This is a genomic window from Streptomyces sp. NPDC048718 (assembly GCF_043198875.1).
Taxonomy (GTDB): domain Bacteria; phylum Actinomycetota; class Actinomycetes; order Streptomycetales; family Streptomycetaceae; genus Streptomyces.
Map to the genome: position 1 here is coordinate 21,672 of NZ_JBICVG010000006.1, position 21,676 is coordinate 43,347.

At 71.7% G+C, this 21,676-nt stretch carries 14 protein-coding genes and 1 riboswitch; of the genes, 11 read left to right on the forward strand and 3 right to left on the reverse strand.

The features are described 5' to 3' along the window. The first annotated feature begins 101 nt into the window (after positions 1-101). From ACGFRB_RS12935 to ACGFRB_RS12945, 3 genes are all read left to right on the forward strand, one after another. Positions 102-1,037, forward strand: a complete 936-nt coding sequence (locus ACGFRB_RS12935; protein WP_393242586.1) for a FadR/GntR family transcriptional regulator — start codon at positions 102-104, stop codon at positions 1,035-1,037. Positions 1,038-1,635: 598 nt separating this feature from the next. Continuing rightward, positions 1,636-3,171: an RNA polymerase sigma factor gene (locus ACGFRB_RS12940; RefSeq protein WP_363009631.1), complete on the forward strand. Its 1,536-nt coding sequence runs from the start codon at positions 1,636-1,638 to the stop codon at positions 3,169-3,171. Between the two features lie 168 nt (positions 3,172-3,339). Continuing rightward, positions 3,340-4,158: a serine protease gene (locus ACGFRB_RS12945; RefSeq protein ID WP_393242588.1), complete on the forward strand. Its 819-nt coding sequence runs from the start codon at positions 3,340-3,342 to the stop codon at positions 4,156-4,158. A 249-nt stretch (positions 4,159-4,407) separates the two neighbouring features. Here ACGFRB_RS12945 and ACGFRB_RS12950 read toward each other — a convergent pair whose 3' ends face one another. Next, positions 4,408-4,638, reverse strand: a complete 231-nt coding sequence (locus tag ACGFRB_RS12950; protein WP_361223765.1) for a hypothetical protein — start codon at positions 4,636-4,638, stop codon at positions 4,408-4,410. A 431-nt stretch (positions 4,639-5,069) separates the two neighbouring features. On the opposite strand from ACGFRB_RS12950, the gene ACGFRB_RS12955 reads away from it, so the two are divergent. The 4 genes from ACGFRB_RS12955 to ACGFRB_RS12970 all read left to right on the forward strand — a co-directional run bounded on the left by ACGFRB_RS12955 (position 5,070) and on the right by ACGFRB_RS12970 (position 10,964). Further along, a complete protein-coding gene (locus tag ACGFRB_RS12955; protein WP_363009627.1) occupies positions 5,070-7,187 on the forward strand; it encodes a DNA topoisomerase IV subunit B in 2,118 nt (705 codons plus the stop codon). 281 nt (positions 7,188-7,468) lie between these two features. After that, entirely contained in the window at positions 7,469-8,032 is a 564-nt protein-coding gene (locus ACGFRB_RS12960) for a DUF485 domain-containing protein (RefSeq protein ID WP_363009625.1), read from the forward strand. 11 nt (positions 8,033-8,043) lie between these two features. After that, a complete protein-coding gene (locus ACGFRB_RS12965) occupies positions 8,044-9,636 on the forward strand; it encodes a cation acetate symporter (RefSeq protein ID WP_363009695.1) in 1,593 nt (530 codons plus the stop codon). 278 nt (positions 9,637-9,914) lie between these two features. Then, complete coding sequence (locus ACGFRB_RS12970; protein WP_363009624.1) at positions 9,915-10,964, forward strand: GTP-binding protein; 1,050 nt, start codon at positions 9,915-9,917, stop codon at positions 10,962-10,964. A 114-nt stretch (positions 10,965-11,078) separates the two neighbouring features. Here the strand turns inward: ACGFRB_RS12970 and ACGFRB_RS12975 are convergent, their stop codons facing one another. Beyond that, positions 11,079-13,541, reverse strand: a complete 2,463-nt coding sequence (locus ACGFRB_RS12975; protein ID WP_393242591.1) for a DNA topoisomerase (ATP-hydrolyzing) subunit A — start codon at positions 13,539-13,541, stop codon at positions 11,079-11,081. A gap of 190 nt (positions 13,542-13,731) precedes the next feature. Here ACGFRB_RS12975 and ACGFRB_RS12980 point away from each other — a divergent pair, with 190 nt between their 5' ends. The 3 genes from ACGFRB_RS12980 (at position 13,732) to ACGFRB_RS12990 (ending at position 17,713) form a co-directional block, all read left to right on the forward strand. Then, the gene (locus ACGFRB_RS12980; protein ID WP_361223778.1) at positions 13,732-15,081 is read left to right on the forward strand and encodes a pitrilysin family protein; all 1,350 of its coding nucleotides are present in this window, start codon (positions 13,732-13,734) and stop codon (positions 15,079-15,081) included. A 26-nt stretch (positions 15,082-15,107) separates the two neighbouring features. After that, positions 15,108-16,475 (forward strand): M16 family metallopeptidase, encoded by a 1,368-nt coding sequence (locus tag ACGFRB_RS12985; protein ID WP_393243107.1) that lies wholly within the window; start codon positions 15,108-15,110, stop codon positions 16,473-16,475. Between the two features lie 289 nt (positions 16,476-16,764). Continuing rightward, positions 16,765-16,930: riboswitch (cyclic di-AMP (ydaO/yuaA leader) on the forward strand. 12 nt (positions 16,931-16,942) lie between these two features. Continuing rightward, the gene (locus ACGFRB_RS12990) at positions 16,943-17,713 is read left to right on the forward strand and encodes a M23 family metallopeptidase (RefSeq protein ID WP_393242593.1); all 771 of its coding nucleotides are present in this window, start codon (positions 16,943-16,945) and stop codon (positions 17,711-17,713) included. 291 nt (positions 17,714-18,004) lie between these two features. Here ACGFRB_RS12990 and ACGFRB_RS12995 read toward each other — a convergent pair whose 3' ends face one another. Further along, positions 18,005-18,286, reverse strand: a complete 282-nt coding sequence (locus ACGFRB_RS12995) for an HPr family phosphocarrier protein (protein WP_363009617.1) — start codon at positions 18,284-18,286, stop codon at positions 18,005-18,007. 213 nt (positions 18,287-18,499) lie between these two features. Here ACGFRB_RS12995 and ACGFRB_RS13000 point away from each other — a divergent pair, with 213 nt between their 5' ends. After that, the gene (locus ACGFRB_RS13000; protein WP_393242595.1) at positions 18,500-21,529 is read left to right on the forward strand and encodes a GNAT family N-acetyltransferase; all 3,030 of its coding nucleotides are present in this window, start codon (positions 18,500-18,502) and stop codon (positions 21,527-21,529) included. Positions 21,530-21,676 lie beyond the last annotated feature (147 nt).

Sequence of the window (21,676 nt, forward strand, 5' to 3'; positions counted from 1 at the left end):
TTCGGATCGAGAAGTTCCGTCCGGGCGGCAACTCCCTTGGAAAATGCACCTTATGTCGTAATAATCGTCAATTGTGTAGGGGGCGCCGATCACCCTTTCGTGTGCTTTTCACCAAAGACCTCAAGGGGCGCGGAAGCCGCGCCGACAAAGGATGCGTGAGTACCCTTGCGCACACGATGATGACCGCCGCCCGCTCCGTCGAGTCCGGCCTCGGCGCCCCGGGCGATCTCGACCGCTACTCCTACTCCGAGACCTCCGGGCCGGACCGAGTGGCCCCACCCGCCTGGGAAGGGGTGGACGAGCTCGGCCGGGCCGGCCGCAGGGCCGCGGGCAGCCGCGGCCGCGGACTGCACGGCCAGCTCGTCCAGCAGCTCGGACAGATGATCGTCTCCGGCGACCTCGGCGCCGACCGCCCACTCGTCCCCGAGGAGATCGGCCAGCGTTTCGAGGTCTCGCGTACCGTCGTCCGCGAGTCGCTGCGCGTGCTGGAAGCCAAGGGCCTGGTCAGTGCCCGGCCCAATGTCGGCACCCGGGTCCGCCCGGTCAGCGACTGGAATCTGCTCGACCCCGACATCATCGAGTGGCGGGCCTTCGGTCCACAGCGCGACGACCAGCGCCGCGAGCTGAACGAGCTGCGCTGGACCATCGAGCCGCTCGCCGCCCGGCTCGCCGCCGGGCACGGCCGGGAGGACGTCCAGCAGCGGCTGTCCGACATGGTCGAGATCATGGGGCACGCCTACGCACAGGGTGACGCCATCACCTTCTCGCGGGCCGACGCCGAGTTCCACGCGCTCCTCATCCAGCTCGCGGGCAACCGCATGCTGGAGCACCTCTCCGGCATCGTCGGCGCCGCCCTCCAGGTCTCCGGAGCCCCCGCCGCGGGATGCGACCGCCTCAGCGAGAGCTGCCTCGGCCACCACGCCCGGATCGTCGACGCGCTCGCCGCGGGTGACGCGAACGCCGCGGAGGCGGCCATGCGGCAGCTGCTGATCGGGCACCCCGAGCCCGTCGTGCCGGGGCCTCGTGAGCAGCACTGACCGCGCACCGCGGCCGGCCGCGCCGTGACGCCCGCCCCGCGCACCGCCCGAGCGGGCGGCACCCGGGGGCGGGCGACCACCCTCGGGAGTGCCGGGCCCCGGTGCGCCGGGCCCATCCGGCACACCCGGCGCGTCCGGCACCCTTGGAGGTGACCCCGCGCATACCGCGACCGCCATGCCACCCGGCGCACCCGACGCGCGTACACCGCGCCCGGAGCACCGGCGCGTGGCCGGTGCGGCGACCGGGGTGCGCGGCGGCCCCTGTGGCTGCCCGCGCGCCGGAGTCCGGCGGAGGCGTTCATCGGACCCCGTGTCCGTACGCGCGTCCGGGTGGGGTAGGTGTGTTCCTGTCGCTTCCTGGCGGATTCGCCGCAAATGAGGTGTGACTCGGGCCACGTGGATTGGGCGTAACGCTCCCGGCGGCCGAGCGATGACCTAAGAGGTGACAGCCGAGGAAGGAATACAGCAGCCGCTCAGGGCGCTGTGCAGTTCCCCGGCCGAGCCCGCGCCGTCGGCTCATTCCCTGCCGCCGGTCGTCGGTTCCAGCCTGATCCAGGGCGGGGCCGGAAGCCGTTTCCATCGTTCCGAGAGGTTGTTCGTGTCGGCCAGCACATCCCGTACGCTCCCGCCGGAGATCGCCGAGTCCGCATCTGTGATGGCGCTCATCGAGCGGGGAAAGGCTGATGGGCAGATCGCCGGAGATGACGTGCGGCGGGCCTTCGAGGCCGACCAGATTCCGCCGACTCAGTGGAAGAACGTTCTGCGCAGCCTGAATCAGATCCTCGAGGAAGAGGGTGTGACGCTGATGGTCAGTGCGGCGGAGTCGCCGAAGCGCACCCGTAAGAGCGTCGCTGCCAAGAGCCCGGCCAAGCGCACCGCCACCAAGACCGTCACCGCCCGGACGACCGTGACGAAGACCGTCACGTCCACCGGCGCGGCCTCGGCGGCCGAAGGTGCCGACGCCGACGAGACCGGATCCCCGGTCAAGAAGGCCGCGGCCAAGAAGACCGTCGCCAAGAAGGCGACCGCGAAGAAGACCGCCGCCAAGAAGACGGCGGCGAAGAAGTCCAAGAAGGACGACGACGAACTCCTCGAGGGCGAGGAGCTGATCGAGGACGTCGCGTCCGGCAAGGACGAAGAGGAGACCGAGGGCGAGAACAAGGGCTTCGTCCTGTCCGACGAGGACGAGGACGACGCGCCGGCCCAGCAGGTCGCCGTCGCCGGTGCCACCGCCGACCCGGTCAAGGACTACCTCAAGCAGATCGGCAAGGTCCCGCTGCTCAACGCCGAGCAGGAGGTCGAGCTCGCCAAGCGCATCGAGGCCGGTCTGTTCGCCGAGGACAAGCTGGCGAACTCGGACAAGATCGCTCCGAAGCTCAAGCGCGAGCTGGAGATCATCGCCGAGGACGGCCGCCGCGCCAAGAACCACCTCCTCGAGGCCAACCTCCGCCTCGTCGTCTCGCTGGCCAAGCGCTACACCGGCCGCGGCATGCTCTTCCTGGACCTGATCCAGGAGGGCAACCTCGGTCTGATCCGTGCCGTCGAGAAGTTCGACTACACCAAGGGCTACAAGTTCTCCACGTACGCCACCTGGTGGATCCGTCAGGCGATCACCCGCGCCATGGCCGACCAGGCCCGCACCATCCGTATTCCGGTGCACATGGTCGAGGTCATCAACAAGCTCGCCCGTGTGCAGCGCCAGATGCTCCAGGACCTGGGCCGCGAGCCCACCCCGGAGGAGCTGGCCAAGGAACTCGACATGACCCCGGAGAAGGTCATCGAGGTCCAGAAGTACGGCCGTGAGCCGATCTCGCTGCACACCCCGCTGGGCGAGGACGGCGACAGCGAGTTCGGTGACCTCATCGAGGACTCCGAGGCCGTCGTCCCGGCCGACGCGGTCAGCTTCACGCTCCTCCAGGAGCAGCTGCACTCCGTCCTCGACACGCTCTCCGAGCGTGAGGCGGGTGTCGTCTCCATGCGCTTCGGTCTCACCGACGGTCAGCCGAAGACCCTCGACGAGATCGGCAAGGTCTACGGCGTGACGCGGGAGCGCATCCGTCAGATCGAGTCGAAGACGATGTCGAAGCTGCGCCACCCGTCGCGCTCGCAGGTGCTGCGGGACTACCTCGACTGATCCGTACGCGTACGGACTGTCGGGCCGGGGTCGTCAGACCCGGGCCGGCACACGAAGGGTCCGGTTCCCCGTCAGGGGGCCGGGCCCTTCGGCGTAGGCGCGGGTGCGCGGGCGGTGCGACTGCACGACGCTGGGTAGAAGGTCGTCAACGGAGAGTCAGGAGACTTCATGCGTCGTCCTTTTGCCCGCGCCCTGACCGGCACCCTGGGGCTGTTCGCCGCCGTCGCGGTGCCGCTCGCCGCCCCGGCCCCCGCGTCCGCCGGCGGTGTCGTGGTCGGCGGCCGGCCCGCCCGGACCGCGGACGCGCCCTGGGTGGTGGCCCTGTCCAGCCGCGCCCGCTTCGGGAGAACGCGGGCGGGGCAGTTCTGCGGAGGGGTGATCATCGCCCCCACCAAAGTGCTCACCGCCGCCCACTGCCTGGGGCGCGAGGTGCTGGGCGGCGAGCCCGGGGAACTGCCCGACTTCAAGGTGATCGCGGGGCGCACCAAACTGCGCGGCGACGGCGGACAGGAGGTCCGGGTCGCCAGAACCTGGGTCGATCCGGAGTACGACCCCTCGGCGGGGTCGGACGATCTGGCCGTTCTGACGCTGGCGAAGGCGCTGCCGTCGTCGTACGCCATCGACGTGGCCGCCGGGGACGATCCGGCGCTGGAGCCGGGGACGCCGGCGGACGTGTACGGCTGGGGCGATACGACCGGGGGCGGCGCGTACGCCCCGTCGTTGCGCTCGGCACGCGTCCGGGTACTGGCCGACGCCACCTGTGAGAAGGCGTATCCGCGCAGCCTGGGGGTGGAGTACCGGCGCGACACGATGCTGTGCGCGGGCGACCTGCGCGGAGGCAGGGACGCGTGCCAGGGGGACAGCGGGGGCCCGCTCGTGGCGCGCGGGCGGCTGATCGGCCTGGTGTCGTGGGGGAGCGGCTGCGGTGAGGCGGGAAGCCCCGGCGTGTACACCCGGGTCCCCGCGGTGCTGCACCGGCGCTCCTGACCGCCGTGTGGCGGCCTTCCGGCTCGTACGGCACCGGGACGGCGGCTCGCGGGTGCGCCGCGCCGCCCGACCGGTGCCCCCGGCGCCGACCCGACGCCTTGTGCCGGTGAAATCGCGCCCGTGACCTCGTGTCAGGGGGCGGTCACGGTACGAGAACGGGCGCCCACCCGCACGCGTATGCGTGGTCGGATGGCCGCCCGTCGTCGCCGGCCTCAGTGACCGGCTGCCGGCTCGTCGTACAGCGAGGCGTCAGCGCTCGTCTTCCGCGGCGTGGTTCGGAACGGCGCTGAGCCGGTCCGTCTCGTCCTGTATCTCTGCGGCGATCTTCTTCAGTTCCGGCTCGAACTTGCGTCCGTGGTGAGCGCAGAAGAGCAGGTCACCGCCACTCGTCAGGACGACTCGCACGTACGCCTGGGCGCCGCAGCGGTCGCATCGGTCAGCGGCCGTCAGGGGGGTCGCGGGGGTCAGAACAGTAGTCACGTCGCCTCTTCTCTAGCTCGACGAGCTGTCGCACCAGGGTCAACATCCAACCAGGCCGAAAACGTTCCCGCTCGTGGCTTTTCCTTGAAAAATTTTCCAAGGTGGCTGTTTGCTGCCGGTTGGCGGCGAATGAGCCGTATTGCTTCGCTCTACGGGTTTCGCGTTGCTGTGTGTGGTTGTGCCCTCCCGGCGGGTTGCCGGTTGTTCAGGAGGACGTGCCCGGAGCCTAAATGGTTCATGCCTGGAAGGGAACGTGATGTTTCCGTCACCCCATCGAGGGATCGAACACTCATGCGACTCTGGACTAGCATGAGGAATCAGGAGGGTGGCGTGACAACGGCCCTACCAGGCATCGGTACCCTCTGACCGGTAACCGAAGACGGGCCTTACCCCACCGGGCCAGATTTCAAATTCAGCGAGGAGCGAACCGCGTGACCGCCGATACGTCCGTGCCGTCCAGTGCGCTGCTGACCGCAGACCGTGACGGTTCCAACTACACCGCGCGGCACCTGCTCGTCCTCGAGGGGCTCGAAGCCGTCCGTAAACGCCCCGGTATGTACATCGGGTCCACCGACAGCCGTGGACTGATGCACTGTCTCTGGGAGATCATCGACAATTCGGTCGACGAAGCCCTCGGCGGCTACTGCGATCACATCGACGTCGTCCTCCACGACGACGGCTCCGTAGAGGTCCGGGACAACGGCCGAGGCATCCCGGTCGACGTCGAGCCCAAGACCGGTCTGTCCGGCGTCGAGGTCGTCATGACCAAGCTGCACGCCGGCGGCAAGTTCGGCGGCGGCTCCTACGCCGCCTCCGGCGGTCTGCACGGTGTCGGCGCCTCCGTGGTCAACGCGCTCTCCGCCCGACTCGACGTCGAGGTCGACCGCAATGGCGCCACGCACGCGCTCAGCTTCCGCCGCGGCGTCCCCGGCATCTTCACCGAGTCCGGTCCGGACAGCCCCTTCGACCCGTCCGGCGGCCTCCTCAAGGGCAAGCGCGTCCCCAAGACCCGCACCGGCACCCGGGTCCGCTACTGGGCCGACCGCCAGATCTTCCTCAAGGACGCCAAGCTCTCCCTGGAGACGCTGCACCAGCGGGCCCGCCAGACCGCGTTCCTCGTCCCCGGTCTCACCATCGTCGTCCGCGACGAGCGCGACCTGGACGGCGTGGGCAAGAGCGAGGAGACCTTCCGCTTCGACGGCGGCATCAGCGAGTTCTGCGAGTTCCTCGCCCAGGACAAGGCCGTCTGCGACGTGCTGCGCCTCACCGGGCAGGGCACCTTCAAGGAGACCGTCCCGGTCCTCGACGACCGCGGCCACATGACCCCCACCGAGGTCACCCGCGAACTCGGCGTCGACGTCGCCCTGCGCTGGGGCACCGGCTACGACTCGACGGTGAAGTCCTTCGTCAACATCATCGCCACCCCCAAGGGCGGTACGCACGTCTCCGGTTTCGAGCAGGCGATCGCCAAGACCGTCAACGAGGTGCTGCGCTCCGCCAAGATGCTGCGCGTCGCCGAGGACGACATCGTCAAGGACGACGCCTTGGAGGGCCTCACCGCGGTCGTCACGGTCCGGCTCGCCGAGCCGCAGTTCGAGGGACAGACCAAGGAGGTGCTCGGCACCTCCGCGGCCCGCCGGATCGTCGCCAACGTGGTCGCCAAGGAACTCAAGGCCTTCCTGACCTCCACCAAGCGCGACGCCAAGGCGCAGGCCCGCGCCGTCCTGGAGAAGGCCGTCGCCGCCGCCCGTACGCGCATCGCGGCCCGTCAGCACAAGGAGGCGCAGCGCCGGAAGACGGCCCTGGAGTCCTCCTCGCTGCCCGCCAAGCTCGCCGACTGCCGCAGCGACGACGTCGAGCGCAGCGAACTCTTCATCGTCGAGGGAGACTCCGCGCTCGGCACCGCCAAGCTCGCCCGCAACAGCGAGTTCCAGGCGCTGCTTCCGATCCGCGGCAAGATTCTCAACGTCCAGAAGTCCTCGGTCTCGGACATGCTGAAGAACGCCGAGTGCGGAGCGATCATCCAGGTCATAGGAGCGGGCTCGGGCCGCACCTTCGACATCGACGCGGCCCGCTACGGGAAGGTCATCATGATGACCGACGCCGATGTCGACGGCTCCCACATCCGCACCCTGCTGCTGACCCTGTTCCAGCGCTACATGCGGCCCATGGTCGAGCAGGGGCGCGTCTTCGCCGCCGTGCCGCCGCTGCACCGCATCGAACTGGTCCAGCCCAAGAAGGGGCAGGACAAGTACGTGTACACGTACTCGGACAACGAGCTGCGGCAGACCCTGCTGGAGTTCCAGCGCAAGGGGGTCCGCTACAAGGACTCCATCCAGCGCTACAAGGGCCTCGGCGAGATGGACGCCGACCAGCTGGCGGAGACCACCATGGACCCCCGCCACCGCACCCTGCGCCGGATCAACATCGGCGACCTGGAAGCGGCCGAGACGGTCTTCGACCTCCTCATGGGCAACGACGTGGCCCCCCGCAAGGAGTTCATCACCAGCTCCGCGGCGACCCTCGACCGCTCCCGCATCGACGCCTGACGCCCGCCCCTTCGGCGTACGGCACCACCCCGCGGCACGGCCCACCCCGAGGCCCCCGGCATCCGACTGCCGGGGGCCTCGGGTGCGTCTCCCCGTGATCCCTCCCGTGTCCCTCTCCCGTGTTTCCTCCGATACGACTGTCGGACGGCACCGGTCAGGCGCAAGGGCGCCTTGATCACCTAATGGTGTGAAGAATCCAGGAGAAGCGTCCAGGATGCGCCCGCTCTGTCCATCCTTGGGCACGCGGCCCAAAGGGTTCGCTGACCAAGGAGAGTTCACCGGTGGAGAAGCAGGACGGGCGCGACGCCGCGACGGTGCGGATCGACGACCCCTGGTACGACGCGCTGGCCGCCCCATGGGGCGAGCCGGACGGGAAGACCCCCGACAGTGAGGGACACGGCGGCGACGGATACGGAGCCGCGGCGTTCGCCGGCCGGGCCCACGACGACACGGAGCACGACGGAATCGGGGCCGGTGCCCTGGACCCGTCCGGCAGGGTCCCGCGCCAGCGGGTGCACAGCACGGCGGACATCTACCTGGAGGTCCAACGCAGTCCCGCCTTCCAGGAAGTACGCAGCCGGTACCGCCGGTTCGTCTTCCCCGCCACCGTGGCCTTCCTCCTCTGGTACCTGGCGTACGTGATCGCCGCGACCGCCGCCCCCGGTGTCATGGCCCACCCCGTGGCCGGAGCGGTCAACGTCGCGATGCTCGCCGGACTCGGGCAGTTCGCCTCCACCTTCCTGCTCACCTGGGCGTACGTCCGCAACGCCCGGCGGCGCCGGGACCAGGCCGCCCTCGAACTGCGCTGGGACACCCAGCAGATGACCCGGGGGGCGCGGTCATGACCGGAGACCAGATCACTGGTGACCACCAGGCCCTGGCCCTGGTGCTGTTCAGCGTCTTCATCGTGGTCACCCTGGCCATCACCACCTGGGCGGGCCGCAACCGGCAGGGCTCCGCCGAGGAGTTCTACGCCGGCGGGCGCCTCTTCTCGCCCATGGAGAACGGCTTCGCCATCGCCGGCGACTACATGTCCGCCGCCTCCTTCCTCGGCATCTCCGGTCTGATCGCCCTGTTCGGCTACGACGGCATGCTGTACTCCGTCGGCTTCCTCGTCGCCTGGCTGGTCGTCCTGCTGCTGGTCGCCGAACTCGTGCGCAACTGCGGCCGCTTCACCCTCGCCGACGTCGTGGCCTCCCGGATGGCCGAGCGTCCCGTCCGCATCGCCGTCGGCTCCTCCTCGGTCACCGTGTCGGTGCTCTACCTCGTCGCCCAGATGGTCGGCGCCGGCAGTCTGGTCGCCCTGCTCCTCGGCGGCACCAGCGGCGCCGCCCGCTCCTGGACCGTGATCGGGGTCGGCGCGCTCATGGTCGTCTACGTGTCGCTCGGCGGCATGCGGGCCACCACCTGGATCCAGATCGTCAAGGCCGTCCTCCTGATGCTCGGCACGATCGCCCTCACCGTGCTGGTCCTGATCCGGTTCCACGGCAACTTCAACGAGCTGCTCACCGTCGCGGCCGAACGCAGCGGCCACGGCGAGGACTTCCTCGGCCCCGGTCTGCTCTACGGCCGGGACTGGACCGCCCGCCTCGACTTCGTCAGCCTCGGTGTCGCCCTCGTCCTCGGCACCGCCGGACTCCCGCACATCCTGTCCCGCTTCTACACGGTGCCCACCGCCAAGGCCGCCCGCCACTCCGTCGTCTGGTCCATCGGCCTCATCGGCGGCTTCTACCTGATGACGATCGTGCTCGGCTTCGGTGCCGCGGCCGTGGTCGGCCCCGCCACCGTCCACGCCTCCAACGCGGCCGGCAACACCGCCGTACCCCTGCTCGCCCTCGACCTCGGCGGCGGCCCCGGCTCCACCGGCGGCACCATCCTCTTCGCAGTCGTCGCGGCCGTCGCCATCGCCACCATCCTGGCCGTGGTCGCCGGCATCACCCTCGCCTCCTCCGCGTCGGTCGCCCACGACCTCTACGCCACGCTGCGCCGCCCGAACGCCAAGCAGTACAGCGAGGTGACCATCGCCCGGCTGGCCGCCGCCGGCATCGGCGTCGCCGCGATCGGTCTCGGCCTCCTGGCCAGCGACCTCAACGTGGCCTTCCTCGTCGGCCTGGCCTTCGCCGTGGCCGCTTCGGCCAACCTGCCCGTGGTGCTCTACTCGCTGTTCTGGCGGCGGTTCAACACCCGGGGCGCGGTCTGGTCGGTGTACGGCGGACTCCTCCCCGCGGTCCTGCTCGTCGTGGTCTCGCCGGTCGTCTCCGGCAGCCCCGAATCGCTCTTCCCCGGCGTGGACTTCGCCTACTTCCCGCTGGAGAACCCGGGCCTGGTCTCCATCCCGCTCGGCTTCCTCGCGGGTTGGTTCGGCACCGTCACCTCGTCCGAGCCCGCGGACGAGGCCAAGCACGCCGAGACCGAGGTCCGGGCGCTCACCGGCGCCGGCGCCGTCTGACCCACCCCTCCCCGGGCCGTGTCCGGGAACACATCGCCGAGCGAGTCACCGGTCGACACCGGCCCGCTCGGCGATGTGCCGTAGCCGGGGCCGCGTCCGGGGCCATGTTTGGGGCCGGGACCGGGCCGCGGGAAGAGAGCGCGCCGGGGGAGTATCGGGCCTGGTCACAGGGCGAGCGGACGGCCGGGCCGCGCGGCGTGCCTATTCTTGGGGCTTCGCGGTCGCGGGCACCGACCGTGGCACCACCTGTAAGCACCCATGGCCCGGAGGCACCACCCTTGACCACCCAGCCGATCCCCGTCGTCGTCCTGGCCGGGTTCCTCGGGGCGGGGAAGACCACCCTGCTCAACCATCTGCTGCGCGGCGCACGCGGCACACGGATCGGGGTCATGGTCAACGACTTCGGTGACATCGGCATCGACGCGATGACCGTCGCCGGGCAGGTCGGATCCACGGTCTCGCTCGGCAACGGCTGTCTGTGCTGCGCGGTGGACGCGAGCGAGCTCGACACCTACCTGGAGGTCCTCACCCGCCCAGAGCTGCGCCTGGACGTGATCGTGATCGAGGCCAGCGGGCTCGCCGAGCCGCAGGAACTCGTCCGGATGGTGCTGGCCAGCGACAACGCGCGCGCCGTCTACGGCGGGCTGGTCGAGGTCGTCGACGCCGCCGAGTTCGCCGCGACCCGTACCCGCCACCCGGAGACCGACCGCCATCTGGCCGTCGCCGACCTCGTCGTCGTCAACAAGTCCGACCGGCTCGCACCGGCGGAACTGGCCGCCGTACGGGAGACGGTCACCGGGCTCGCGACGCGGGCCGCGATCGTCGAGACGGCGCACGGGCGGATCGACCCGGAGCTGCTCTTCGACCGGGTGGTGCCGGACGGCGAGATCGCCGGACAGATGTCCATCGAGGACATCCTGTACGGGGACGAGGACGAGCACGCCCATCCACACGCCGCCTACGACACGGTGTCGCTCGGCACGGCGGTCCCGCTGCATCCGCGCCGTCTGATGACCTTCCTGGACTCCCGCCCCGAGGGCCTCTACCGCATCAAGGGCTTCGTCGACTTCGGCGCCGCCGACCCGGAACACCGCTACACCGTCCACGCGGTGGGCCGCTTTCTGCGCTTCCACCCCGAACCCTGGCCCGCGGGAGAGGAGCGGCTGACGCAGCTCGTCCTCATCGGCAGCGGAGTCGACGCCGCCGCGCTGCGCGCGGAACTCGCCGCCTGCGAGCAGACCGGTCCGGACGACGCGCCCGACGAGCGGAGCATGTGGGGGGTGCTGCGGTACGTGCCGCGGCCGGACGAGGCCGAGGCGCCGGCCTGAGCGTCCGTCCCGCACCCGCACCCGCACCCGCACCCGCGCCCGCGCCCGCACCCGCGACGCCCCCTGTACCCGCGAGGGAACAGGGGGCCGTCGCGGGTACGCGGAGAGCGTGCCCTAGCTGGGCGGGCCCGCCAGGACCGCCACCGGCTTCGCCAGCGGCGTGCCCGAGCCGTCGCGGCGCGGGTCCGGGTCCGGGAGTTCGACGGGGGTGCCGTTCTTCTGGGCGGCGCGGGCCGGGGTGGCGCCCGCCCAGGCCAGGATCAGCAGGTCCTCGCCCTTCAGGAGCCGCTGGCAGCGCACACCACCGGTGGCCCGGCCCTTGCGCGGGTACTGGTCGAACGGGGTCAGCTTGGCCGAGGTGCCGGCCGAGGCGTCCAGGGTGCCGGTCGCGCCGGCCACCGTGAACACCACCGCGTCCGACGCCGGGTCCACCGCCGTGAAGGACAGGACCTCGGCGCCCTCCGCCAGCTTGATGCCCGCCATACCACCGGCCGGGCGGCCCTGCGGCCGTACCTGGGAGGCCTGATAGCGCAGCAGCTGGGCGTCGGAGGTGATGAAGACCAGATCCTCCTCGCCGGTGCGCAGTTCGGTCGCGCCGACGACCCGGTCGCCGTCCTTGAGGCCGATGACCTCCAGTTCGTCCTTGTTGGCCGGATAGTCCGGCACGACCCGCTTGACCACACCCTGGAGCGTGCCGAGCGCGAGGCCGGGCGAGGACTCCTCGAGGGTGGTCAGGCACAGTGCCGTCTCGTCCGCCTCCAGGGTCAGGAACTCCGTGAGCGGCGCGCCGCCCGCCAGGTTCGGCGCGGCGGCCGTGTCCGGCAGTTGCGGGAGGTCGATGACGGCGATCCGCAGCAGCCGGCCGGCCGAGGTCACCACGCCGATGTCGCCGCGCTGGGTGGCCGCCACCGAGGAGACGATCACATCGTGCTTGGCGCGCTTGCCGTCGTGGTCGGCCGGAAGGGCCTCGGTCACCGTACGGGCCAGCAGACCGGTGGAGGACAGCAGCACCCGGCACGGGTCGTCCGCGACCTCCAGGGCCATCGCCGGGGCCGTCTTCGGCGAGCCCGCCGACTCCAGCAGGACCGTGCGCCGGTCGGTGCCGAACTTCTTCGCGACGGCCGCCAGCTCCGTCGAGACCAGCTTGCGCAGCTCCGCGTCGGATTCGAGGATCTTCGTCAGCTCCTCGATCTCGCCGGTGAGGCGGTCGCGCTCCTCCTCCAGCTCCAGCCTGTCGAACTTGGTGAGCCGGCGCAGCGGGGTGTCGAGGATGTACTGCGTCTGGATCTCGCTGAGCGAGAAGCGCTCCATCAGACGCTGCTTGGCCTCCGCCGAGTTGTCGCTCTCGCGGATGAGCCGGATGACCTCGTCGATGTCGAGAAGCGCGACGAGCAGGCCCTCGACCAGGTGCAGCCGGCTCTGCCGCTTGCCGCGACGGAACTCGGAGCGGCGCCGGACCACGGCGAAGCGGTGGTCGAGGTAGACCTGCAGCAGTTCCCGGAGGCCCAGCGTGAGCGGCTGGCCGTCGACCAGCGCCACGTTGTTGATGCCGAAGGACTCCTCCATGGGCGTCAGCTTGTACAGCTGCTCCAGGACGGCCTCCGGCACGAAGCCGTTCTTCACCTCGATGACCAGGCGCAGGCCGTGGTTGCGGTCGGTGAGGTCCTTGACGTCGGCGATGCCCTGGAGCTTTTTCGAGCCGACCAGGTCCTTGATCTTGGAGATGACCTTCTCGGGGCCGACCGTGAAGGGGAGTTCGGTGACGACGATGCCCTTGCGGCGCGCCGTCACGGTCTCGATGGTGGTCGTCGCGCGGATCTTGAAGGTGCCTCGGCCCGACTCGTAGGCGTCCCGGATGCCGGCGAGTCCGACGATCCGGCCGCCGGTCGGCAGGTCCGGGCCGGGGACGAAGCGCATCAGCGCGTCGAGGTCCGCGCTCGGGTGGCGGATCAGGTGCCGGGCGGCCGCGATCACCTCGCCCAGGTTGTGCGGGGGCATGTTGGTCGCCATACCGACCGCGATTCCCGAGGCGCCGTTGACCAGCAGGTTCGGGTACGCGGCGGGCAGCGCGACCGGCTCCTGCTCCTGGCCGTCGTAATTCGGGGCGAAGTCGACGGTGTCCTCGTCGATGGACTCCGTCATCAGGAGTGCGGCCGGGGCCATCTTCGACTCGGTGTACCGCATGGCGGCCGGCGGGTCGTCGTTGCCGAGCGAGCCGAAGTTGCCGTGGCCGTCGACGAGGGGCAGCCGCATGGAGAACGGCTGTGCCATCCGGACCATCGCGTCGTAGATCGACGCGTCGCCGTGCGGGTGGAGCTTGCCCATGACTTCGCCGACCACGCGCGCGCACTTCACGAAGCCGCGCTCGGGCCGCAGGCCCATCTCGCTCATCTGGTAGACGATGCGGCGCTGTACCGGCTTCATACCGTCGCGGGCGTCGGGCAGCGCACGGGAGTAGATCACCGAGTACGCGTACTCGAGGAAGGAACCCTGCATCTCGTCGACGACATCGATGTCGAGGATTCGCTCTTCGAACGCTTCGTCCGGCGGCGGTGTCTTCGTGCTGCGGCGGGCCATCGCGGCTGCGGCTCCTTCACCAAACTTGGGCTGATCTGACGCCGACCATTGTGGACCGTGCCACGGACAATGCCGACCGCGACCCGGAAGAGGGACATCCGAGAGGTACGGGAACTTCGCGAGGTGGCGGCGCGCTTGCATACAGTGGCAGGACTTTTTCCCGATCGCGATCGAAGGGACGTACATGCCCATGGGTCACACGGCTGAGGCCGAGGCCGGCTCCGGCGGCCTGACTGCGACCGAGCACCGGCTGGCCAACGGCCTGCGGGTGGTGCTCTCCGAGGACCACCTGACCCCGGTCGCCGCGGTCTGCCTCTGGTACGACGTCGGTTCGCGCCACGAGGTCGAGGGCCGCACCGGACTCGCCCACCTCTTCGAGCACCTGATGTTCCAGGGCTCGGGCCAGGTGAAGGGGAACGGCCACTTCGAACTGGTGCAGGGCGCCGGCGGCTCGCTCAACGGTACGACGAGCTTCGAGCGGACCAACTATTTCGAGACCATGCCCGCGCACCAGCTGGAGCTCGCGCTCTGGCTGGAGGCCGACCGCATGGGCTCGCTGCTCGCGGCCCTGGACGACGAGTCCATGGAGAACCAGCGCGACGTCGTCAAGAACGAGCGCCGCCAGCGCTACGACAACGTGCCGTACGGCACCGCGTTCGAGCGTCTGACCGCCCTCGCGTACCCCGAGGGCCACCCGTACCACCACACCCCGATCGGCTCGATGGCCGACCTGGACGCGGCCACCCTCGAGGACGCGCGGAGCTTCTTCCGCACGTACTACGCGCCGAACAACGCGGTGCTCTCCATCGTCGGCGACATCGACCCGGAGCAGACCCTGGCCTGGGTCGAGAAGTACTTCGGCTCCATCGCCGGCCACGACGGCAAGCCCGCGCCCCGCGACGGCTCGCTGCCGGACGTCATCGGCGGGCAGCTGCGCGAGGTCGTCGAGGAGGAGGTCCCGGCGCGTGCGCTGATGGCCGCCTACCGGCTGCCCCACGACGGCACGCGGGAGTCCGACGCGGCCGACGTGGCCCTGACCATCCTGGGCGGCGGGGAGTCCTCCCGTCTCCACAACCGGCTGGTCCGCCGCGACCGTACGGCCGTCGCCGCGGGCTTCGGCCTGCTGCGGCTGGCCGGCGCGCCCTCGCTCGGCTGGCTGGACGTCAAGGCCTCCGGCGGTGTCGAGGTCCCGGCGATCGAGAAGGCCGTCGACGAGGAGCTGGCCCGCTTCGCCGCCGAGGGCCCGACGCCCGAGGAGATGGAGCGCGCCCAGGCCCAGCTGGAGCGCGAGTGGCTGGACCGGCTCGGCACGGTCGCCGGCCGTGCCGACGAACTGTGCCGGTACGCGGTGCTGTTCGGCGACCCGCAGCTCGCGCTCACCGCCGTGCACCGGGTCCTCGACGTCACCGCCGAGGAGGTCCGGGAGGTCGCCCAGGCCCGGCTGCGCCCGGACAACCGCGCCGTCCTGGTCTACGAGCCGGTGACGGCCGACGGCGCCGACGACAGCGACAGCGACGAGGAAGAGGGAGCGGACCAGTGACCGAGGCCGCCGCGTCTTTGGCAACCATGACGTTCCACCCGCAGCCCCAGCCGGGCCTCGCCAAGCCCTGGGCCTTCCCGGCCCCGGAGCGCGGCACGCTCGGCAACGGGATGACCGTGCTGCGCTGCCACCGCCCCGGCCAGCAGGTGGTGGCCGTCGAGGTGTCCCTCGACGCCCCGCTGGAGGCCGAGCCCGAGGGCCTGGACGGCGTGGCCACGATCATGGCCCGGGCCCTGTCCGAGGGCACCGACCAGCACTCCGCCGAGGAGTTCGCCGCCGAGCTGGAGCGCTGCGGCGCCACCCTTGACGCGCACGCCGACCACCCCGGCGTACGGGTCTCCCTGGAGGTCCCGGTCTCCCGGCTGCCCAAGGCGCTCGGCCTGCTCGCCGAGGCCCTGATCGCGCCCGCGTTCGCCGAGTCCGAGATCGAGCGCCTGGTGCGCAACCGGCTCGACGAGATCCCGCACGAGGCGGCCAACCCGGCCCGCCGGGCGGCCAAGCAGCTCTCCAAGGAGCTGTTCCCGGCCGGTACGCGCCTGTCCCGGCCGCGCCAGGGCACCGAGGAGACGGTGGAGGCGATCGACGCCGCTGCCGTGCGCGCCTTCTACGACGCGCACCTGCGGCCCGCCGCCGCCACCGTCGTGGTCGTCGGCGACCTGACCGGGGTCGACCTGGACAAGCTGCTCGCCGAGACCCTGGGCGTGTGGACCGGGGCGCCCGCCGCGCCGCGTCCCATGCAGGGCATCACGGCCGACGACACCGGACGGGTCGTCATCGTGGACCGCCCCGGCGCCGTCCAGACGCAGCTGCTCATCGGCCGTATCGGCGCCGACCGCCACGACCGGGTCTGGCCGGCCCAGGTGCTCGGTACGTACTGCCTCGGCGGCACCCTCACCTCCCGGCTCGACCGCGTCCTGCGCGAGGAGAAGGGCTACACCTACGGGGTACGGGCCTTCGGCCAGGTGGTGCGTTCCGACGCCGAGGGCCACGGTGCCTCGATGCTGGCCATCACCGGCTCGGTCGACACGCCGAACACCGGCCCGGCCCTCGACGACCTGTGGAAGGTGCTGCGCACCCTGGCCGCCGAGGGTCTGACGGACGCCGAGCGCGATGTGGCCGTGCAGAACCTGGTGGGGGTGGCACCGCTCAAGTACGAGATGGCGGCCTCCGTCGCGGGCACGCTCGCCGACCAGGTCGAGCAGCACCTCCCGGACGACTACCAGGGGCAGTTGTACGCGCGCCTGGCCGAGACCGGCACGGTCGAGGCCACGGCCGCCGTGGTCAACGCCTTCCCGGTGGACCGGCTGGTCACCGTGCTCGTCGGTGACGCGGCACAGATCGAGGAGCCGGTGCGGGCCCTCGGGATCGGCGAGGTGACGGTCGTCACCGGCTGAGCGGCCGACCGACCCACCCGACCGACCTGACCCGGCCGGGGAGTGACCTGACCCGGCCGGCCCGGCCGATCCCGTGGGCTCGGCCGGGCCGACGGTGTGGACGGCTGAGAGAGGGACCCTGACGACCCGGTTCGTCAGGGTCCTTCCTTATGTCCGAATTGACGGCCTGTGAGGCCGAATGCCCTGTGGCATGAATAACAATGAGGCGCCTCTGTTTGGCGATGGACAGATGATCGGCCTAGCGTCGATGCGGCTGTCCGCCCTTGCACGACGCCGCGTCCGCGGCACCGGGCAGCCATCGCCGAGTCCCCGTCAGGCGCGAGCCTGGGGAGCCGGGGACCCCTCACGTCCCCTGGGGTGAATCGGACGCCTTCGCTCTCTCGCGGAGGGGCCCGTAGGAGACCTTCCTGCTCCGAACCCGTCAGCTAACCCGGTAGGCGAGAGGGAAGGAAAGGACCAGCCTTTTCATGGCGTTCACCCGTGCCACCGGGAAGCATCGTGCTCCGAGCCGGATGGCGCGCCGCGGCGCGGGCATCGCCGGCGCGGCGACTCTCGCCGGTGCCGGCGTCATCGGCTCTCTGGCCTCCCCGGCGCTCGCCGCCGACGCCGAGGACGGCTCCCTGGAGGACACCGGCCTCACCCGGGTGGTCACCGAGGAGTCCCTCGCCAAGCACGTCGACGCCCAGGCCGCCGCCCAGGAGAAGCAGGCCTACCAGGCCGCCGCCCGCGCCAAGGCCGCCGCCGAGGCGAAGCGCAAGGCCGAGCAGCGCGTCAAGGAGATCCGCGAGGCCAAGGAGCGCGCCGCCCGCGACGCCGAGCGTAAGCGCCTCGCCTCCTTCCAGCTCCCTGTCGCCGGCTCGTACGTCTCCACCGGCTACCAGACCGGCGGCGCGCTGTGGTCCTCCGGCCACCACTCCGGTATCGACTTCCACGCCGCGTACGGCACCAAGGTCGTCTCGGTCGGCTCGGGCACCGTCGTCGAGGCCGGCTGGGGCGGCGCGTACGGCAACAACATCGTCATCAGGATGAACGACGGCACGTACACCCAGTACGGCCACCTCTCCGCCCTGCGCGTGTACGTCGGCCAGAAGGTCACCCCGGGCGAGCTGATCGGCATCTCCGGTTCCTCCGGAAACTCCACCGGCCCGCACCTCCACTTCGAGGCCCGCACCGGTGCGGAGTACGGCACGGACATCAACCCGATCTCGTACCTGCGGGCCCGCGGCGTGGCCGTCTGACGGTCGTCCCCCGGGTGGCCCGGTGGGTGATCGCATCCCGCGATCGCGCGCGGCGCATCACGTGACGAAGCCCCGGCTCGAAGGAGCCGGGGCTTCGGTGTGCGCGGGGTCGCGGTGCCGGGAGTGCGGTGCCAGGGTGTGCGCGGGGCGCGGACATGCGAAGAGCCGCGTCCCTCCGGAGGAGCTGGAGGGGCGCGGCTCTCGTCGCTTAATCGCCGAACAGCCGAACCGCCGAACAGCCGAACCGCCGCCGAACCGTCGCCGGGTGACGGCGGGGTGACGGCGGACGGGTCAGACGGTCTCGGGCAGCTCTTCGAGGCCCTCGGCGACCAGCTTCGCGAGGCGGTCGAGCGCGATCTCGGCGCCCTCGGCGTCCGAGGCGAGCACGATCTCCTCGCCGCCCTGGGCGCCCAGGCCGAGCACCGCGAGCATGGACGCGGCGTTGACCGGGTTGCCGTCGGCCTTGGCGATCGTCACGGGGATGCCGGAGGCCGTGGTGGCACGGACGAAGATGGAGGCGGGGCGGGCGTGCAGGCCCTCGGCCCAGCCGACGTTGACGCGGCGCTCAGCCATGTGGTTGCCCTTCAACTCTCAGCGGTTGTCTAGACCAGTCTCTCACGGGTGGCGAGAGACCCGGCCTTGAACCGCCGGGCGGCCCCTGGGGTGCCCCGTCCGGCCCTCCCCACAGCGCCCGGCGCCCGCCCGCCGCGCGACCGGTGCCACGGCTCCGCCGCGACCCGAGTCACCACTCGTGTCAACGCCCCGCGCCGGTCGTAGTCTTTCCCCATGCAGAGCGCGTCGGAACAGCCCGCACAGCCGGAACACGCCTACCCCGACCACTGGGAGGCGGACGTGGTCCTGCGGGACGGCGGCACCGCGCGCATCCGCCCCATCACCGCCGACGACGCCGACCGGCTGGTCGGCTTCTACGAGCACGTGTCGGACGAGTCGAAGTACTACCGCTTCTTCGCGCCCTACCCCCGGCTGTCCGCCAAGGACGTCCACCGGTTCACCCACCACGACTTCGTGGACCGGGTCGGGCTCGCCGCCACCGTGGGCGACGACTTCATCGCCACCGTCCGCTACGACCGCATCGCCCCCGACGGGCGGCCCGCCTCGGCGCCCGCCGACGAGGCCGAGGTCGCCTTCCTCGTCCAGGACGCCCACCAGGGCCGCGGGGTCGCCTCCGCCCTCCTGGAACACATCGCGGCGGTCGCCCGCGAGCGCGGGATCCGCCGGTTCGCCGCCGAGGTGCTGCCCGCGAACACCAAGATGATCAAGGTCTTCACGGACGCCGGCTACACCCAGAAGCGCAGCTTCGAGGACGGCTCGGTCCGCCTCCACCTCGACCTGGAGCCGACCGACCGCTCCCTGGCCGTGCAGCGCGCCCGCGAACAGCGCGCCGAGTCCCGCTCCGTCCAGCGGCTGCTGGCCCCCGGCTCGGTCGCGGTGATCGGCGTCGGCCGCGCGCCCGGCGGGGTCGGCCGGACCGTGCTGCGCAACCTCGTCGCCGCCGGCTACCGGGGCACCGTCCACGCCGTCAACAAGAACCTGGGGGAGGGGCCGCACACCCTGGAGGGCGCTCCGGCCTGCCGCCGGCTCGCCGACATCGGCGAGCCGGTCGACCTCGCCGTCGTCACCGTTCCCGCCGACCAGGTGCCCGCCGCTGTTGCCGACTGCGGCGAGCACGGCGTCCGCGGACTGGTCGTCCTGTCCGCCGGATACGCGGAGAGCGGCGCCGAGGGCCGTGAACGCCAGCGAGCCCTGGTGCGCCAGGCCCGTTCGTACGGCATGCGGATCATCGGCCCCAACGCCTTCGGGATCATCAACACGGCCGAGTCCGTCCGGCTGAACGCCTCGCTCGCCCCGCAGATGCCCGCCGCCGGCCGGATCGGGCTCTTCGCCCAGTCCGGCGCCATCGGCATCGCCCTGCTCGCCGGTCTGCACCGGCACGGCGCGGGCGTCTCCTCCTTCATCTCCGCCGGGAACCGCGCCGACGTCTCCGGCAACGACCTGCTCCAGCACTGGTACGACGACCCCGCCACCGATGTCGTCCTGCTGTACCTGGAGTCGATCGGAAACCCGCGCAAGTTCACCCGGCTCGCACGCCGGACCGCCGCCGTCAAGCCCGTGGTCGTGGTCAAGGGGGCCCGGCACAGCGGCAGCGCCCCGCCCGGGCACCGGGTCCCGGTGACCCGGGTTCCGTACGCCACCGTCTCCGCGCTGCTGCGGCAGGCCGGAGTCATCCGCGTCGACACCATCACCGAACTCGTCGACACCGGTCTGCTCCTCGCCGACCAGCCGCTGCCCGCCGGTCCCCGGGTCGCCATCCTCGGCAACTCCGAGTCGCTGGGTCTGCTGGCCTACGACGCCTGCCTCACCGAGGGCCTGCGCCCGCAGCGGCCCCTCGACCTGACGACCGGCGCCACCCCGGACGGCTTCCGCGCCGCGCTCGCGGCGGCCCTCGCCGACGACGGCTGCGACGCGGTGGTCGTCACGGCCATACCGCGCGTGGGCGAGGACGGTATCGGCGGAACGGCCGGCGCGACGGGCAGCGAGGCCGGTGCGCCGGGTGGGACTGGTGCGTCCGGTGCGTCCGGTGGTGTCGACGTGCTGGCCGCGGCCCTGCGCTCGGCCGTCGCCGCCGCGCCCGGCCCCGCGAAGCCGGTCGTCGTCGTGCATGTGGAGATGGGCGCGCTGGCGGAGGCGCTGTCCGCGGCCACCCGTACGCGGCCCAGCGCGGGCAGGCCGACGGACCCCACGGCGGCCCTCGCCGTGCAACCTGCCCCTGCCGTGCCATCTGCCCCGGCAGCTGCCCCACAGGCCGTCCCCGCCACCCCACCGGTTCCGTCCGCCTCGCGGGTCGCGGGCCGGAAAGCGGCCACCCCGGAACCGGCCGGGCCGCAGGACACCGCGGAACCGGTCGCCGTACCCGGCGCCATCCCCGCGTACCCCGCCGCCGAACGCGCCGTGCGCGCCCTCGCCGAGGCCGTCCGCTACGCCGACTGGCGCCGCCGGTCCGCCGCCGACCCCGGCCGGGTCCCCGAGTTCGACCGCATCGACGAACCCGGCGCCGCCGACTTCATCGCCCGCGTCCTGCGCGAGCGCGACGCCCACGCGCGCGGGGTCACCCTCGACGGCGACGAGACCGCCGACCTTCTCGGCCGCTACGGGATCCGGGTCCTGGCGACCCTGCCCGCCCCCGGCCCCGACGAGGCCGTCCGGGCCGCCGCCCGCCTCGGCTTCCCAGTCGCCCTCAAGACCACCGCGCCCCACCTGCGCCACCGCCCCGACCTCGGCGGCGTACGGCTCGACCTGGCCACCGAGGGCCAGCTGCGTACGGCATATGCCGAACTCACCGAGGCCCTCGGCAAGCCCGAGGAGCTCCAGCCGGTCGTACAGGCGATGGTCCCGCGCGGTGTCGACACCGTCGTCCGCGCCGCCATCGACCCCGCCGTCGGCGCCGTCCTCTCCTTCGGCCTGGCCGGGGCCCCCTCCGAACTCCTCGGCGACATGTCCCACCGGCTGGTCCCCGCCACCGACCGGGACGCCGCCGACCTCGTCCGCTCCATCAGGACCGCGCCCCTCCTCTTCGGCTGGCGCGGCTCGGCCCCCGTCGACACCGCCGCCCTCGAAGAGCTGCTGCTGCGCGTCTCCCGGCTCGTCGACGACCACCCCGAGGTCGTCGCTCTCTCCCTCGAACCCGTCGTCGTCGCCCCGCGCGGTCTGTCCGTGCTCGGTGCCAGCGTCCGCCTTGCCCCGCCCCCGCCCTCGCCCGTCACCGACCTCGGCCCGCGCCGCCTCCCCTCCTACTGACCGTCCCCGACCGCCCCTGACCGACTCTGACCGCCCCATCGCCCCGGATCCCGCGCCGACCGGGACTCCTCACCGGGGCGCACCTCCTCCTGGTCCGGCCCTGATCCGGTCCCGACGAGGTCCTGGCGCGACCCCGGTGTGTGGTCC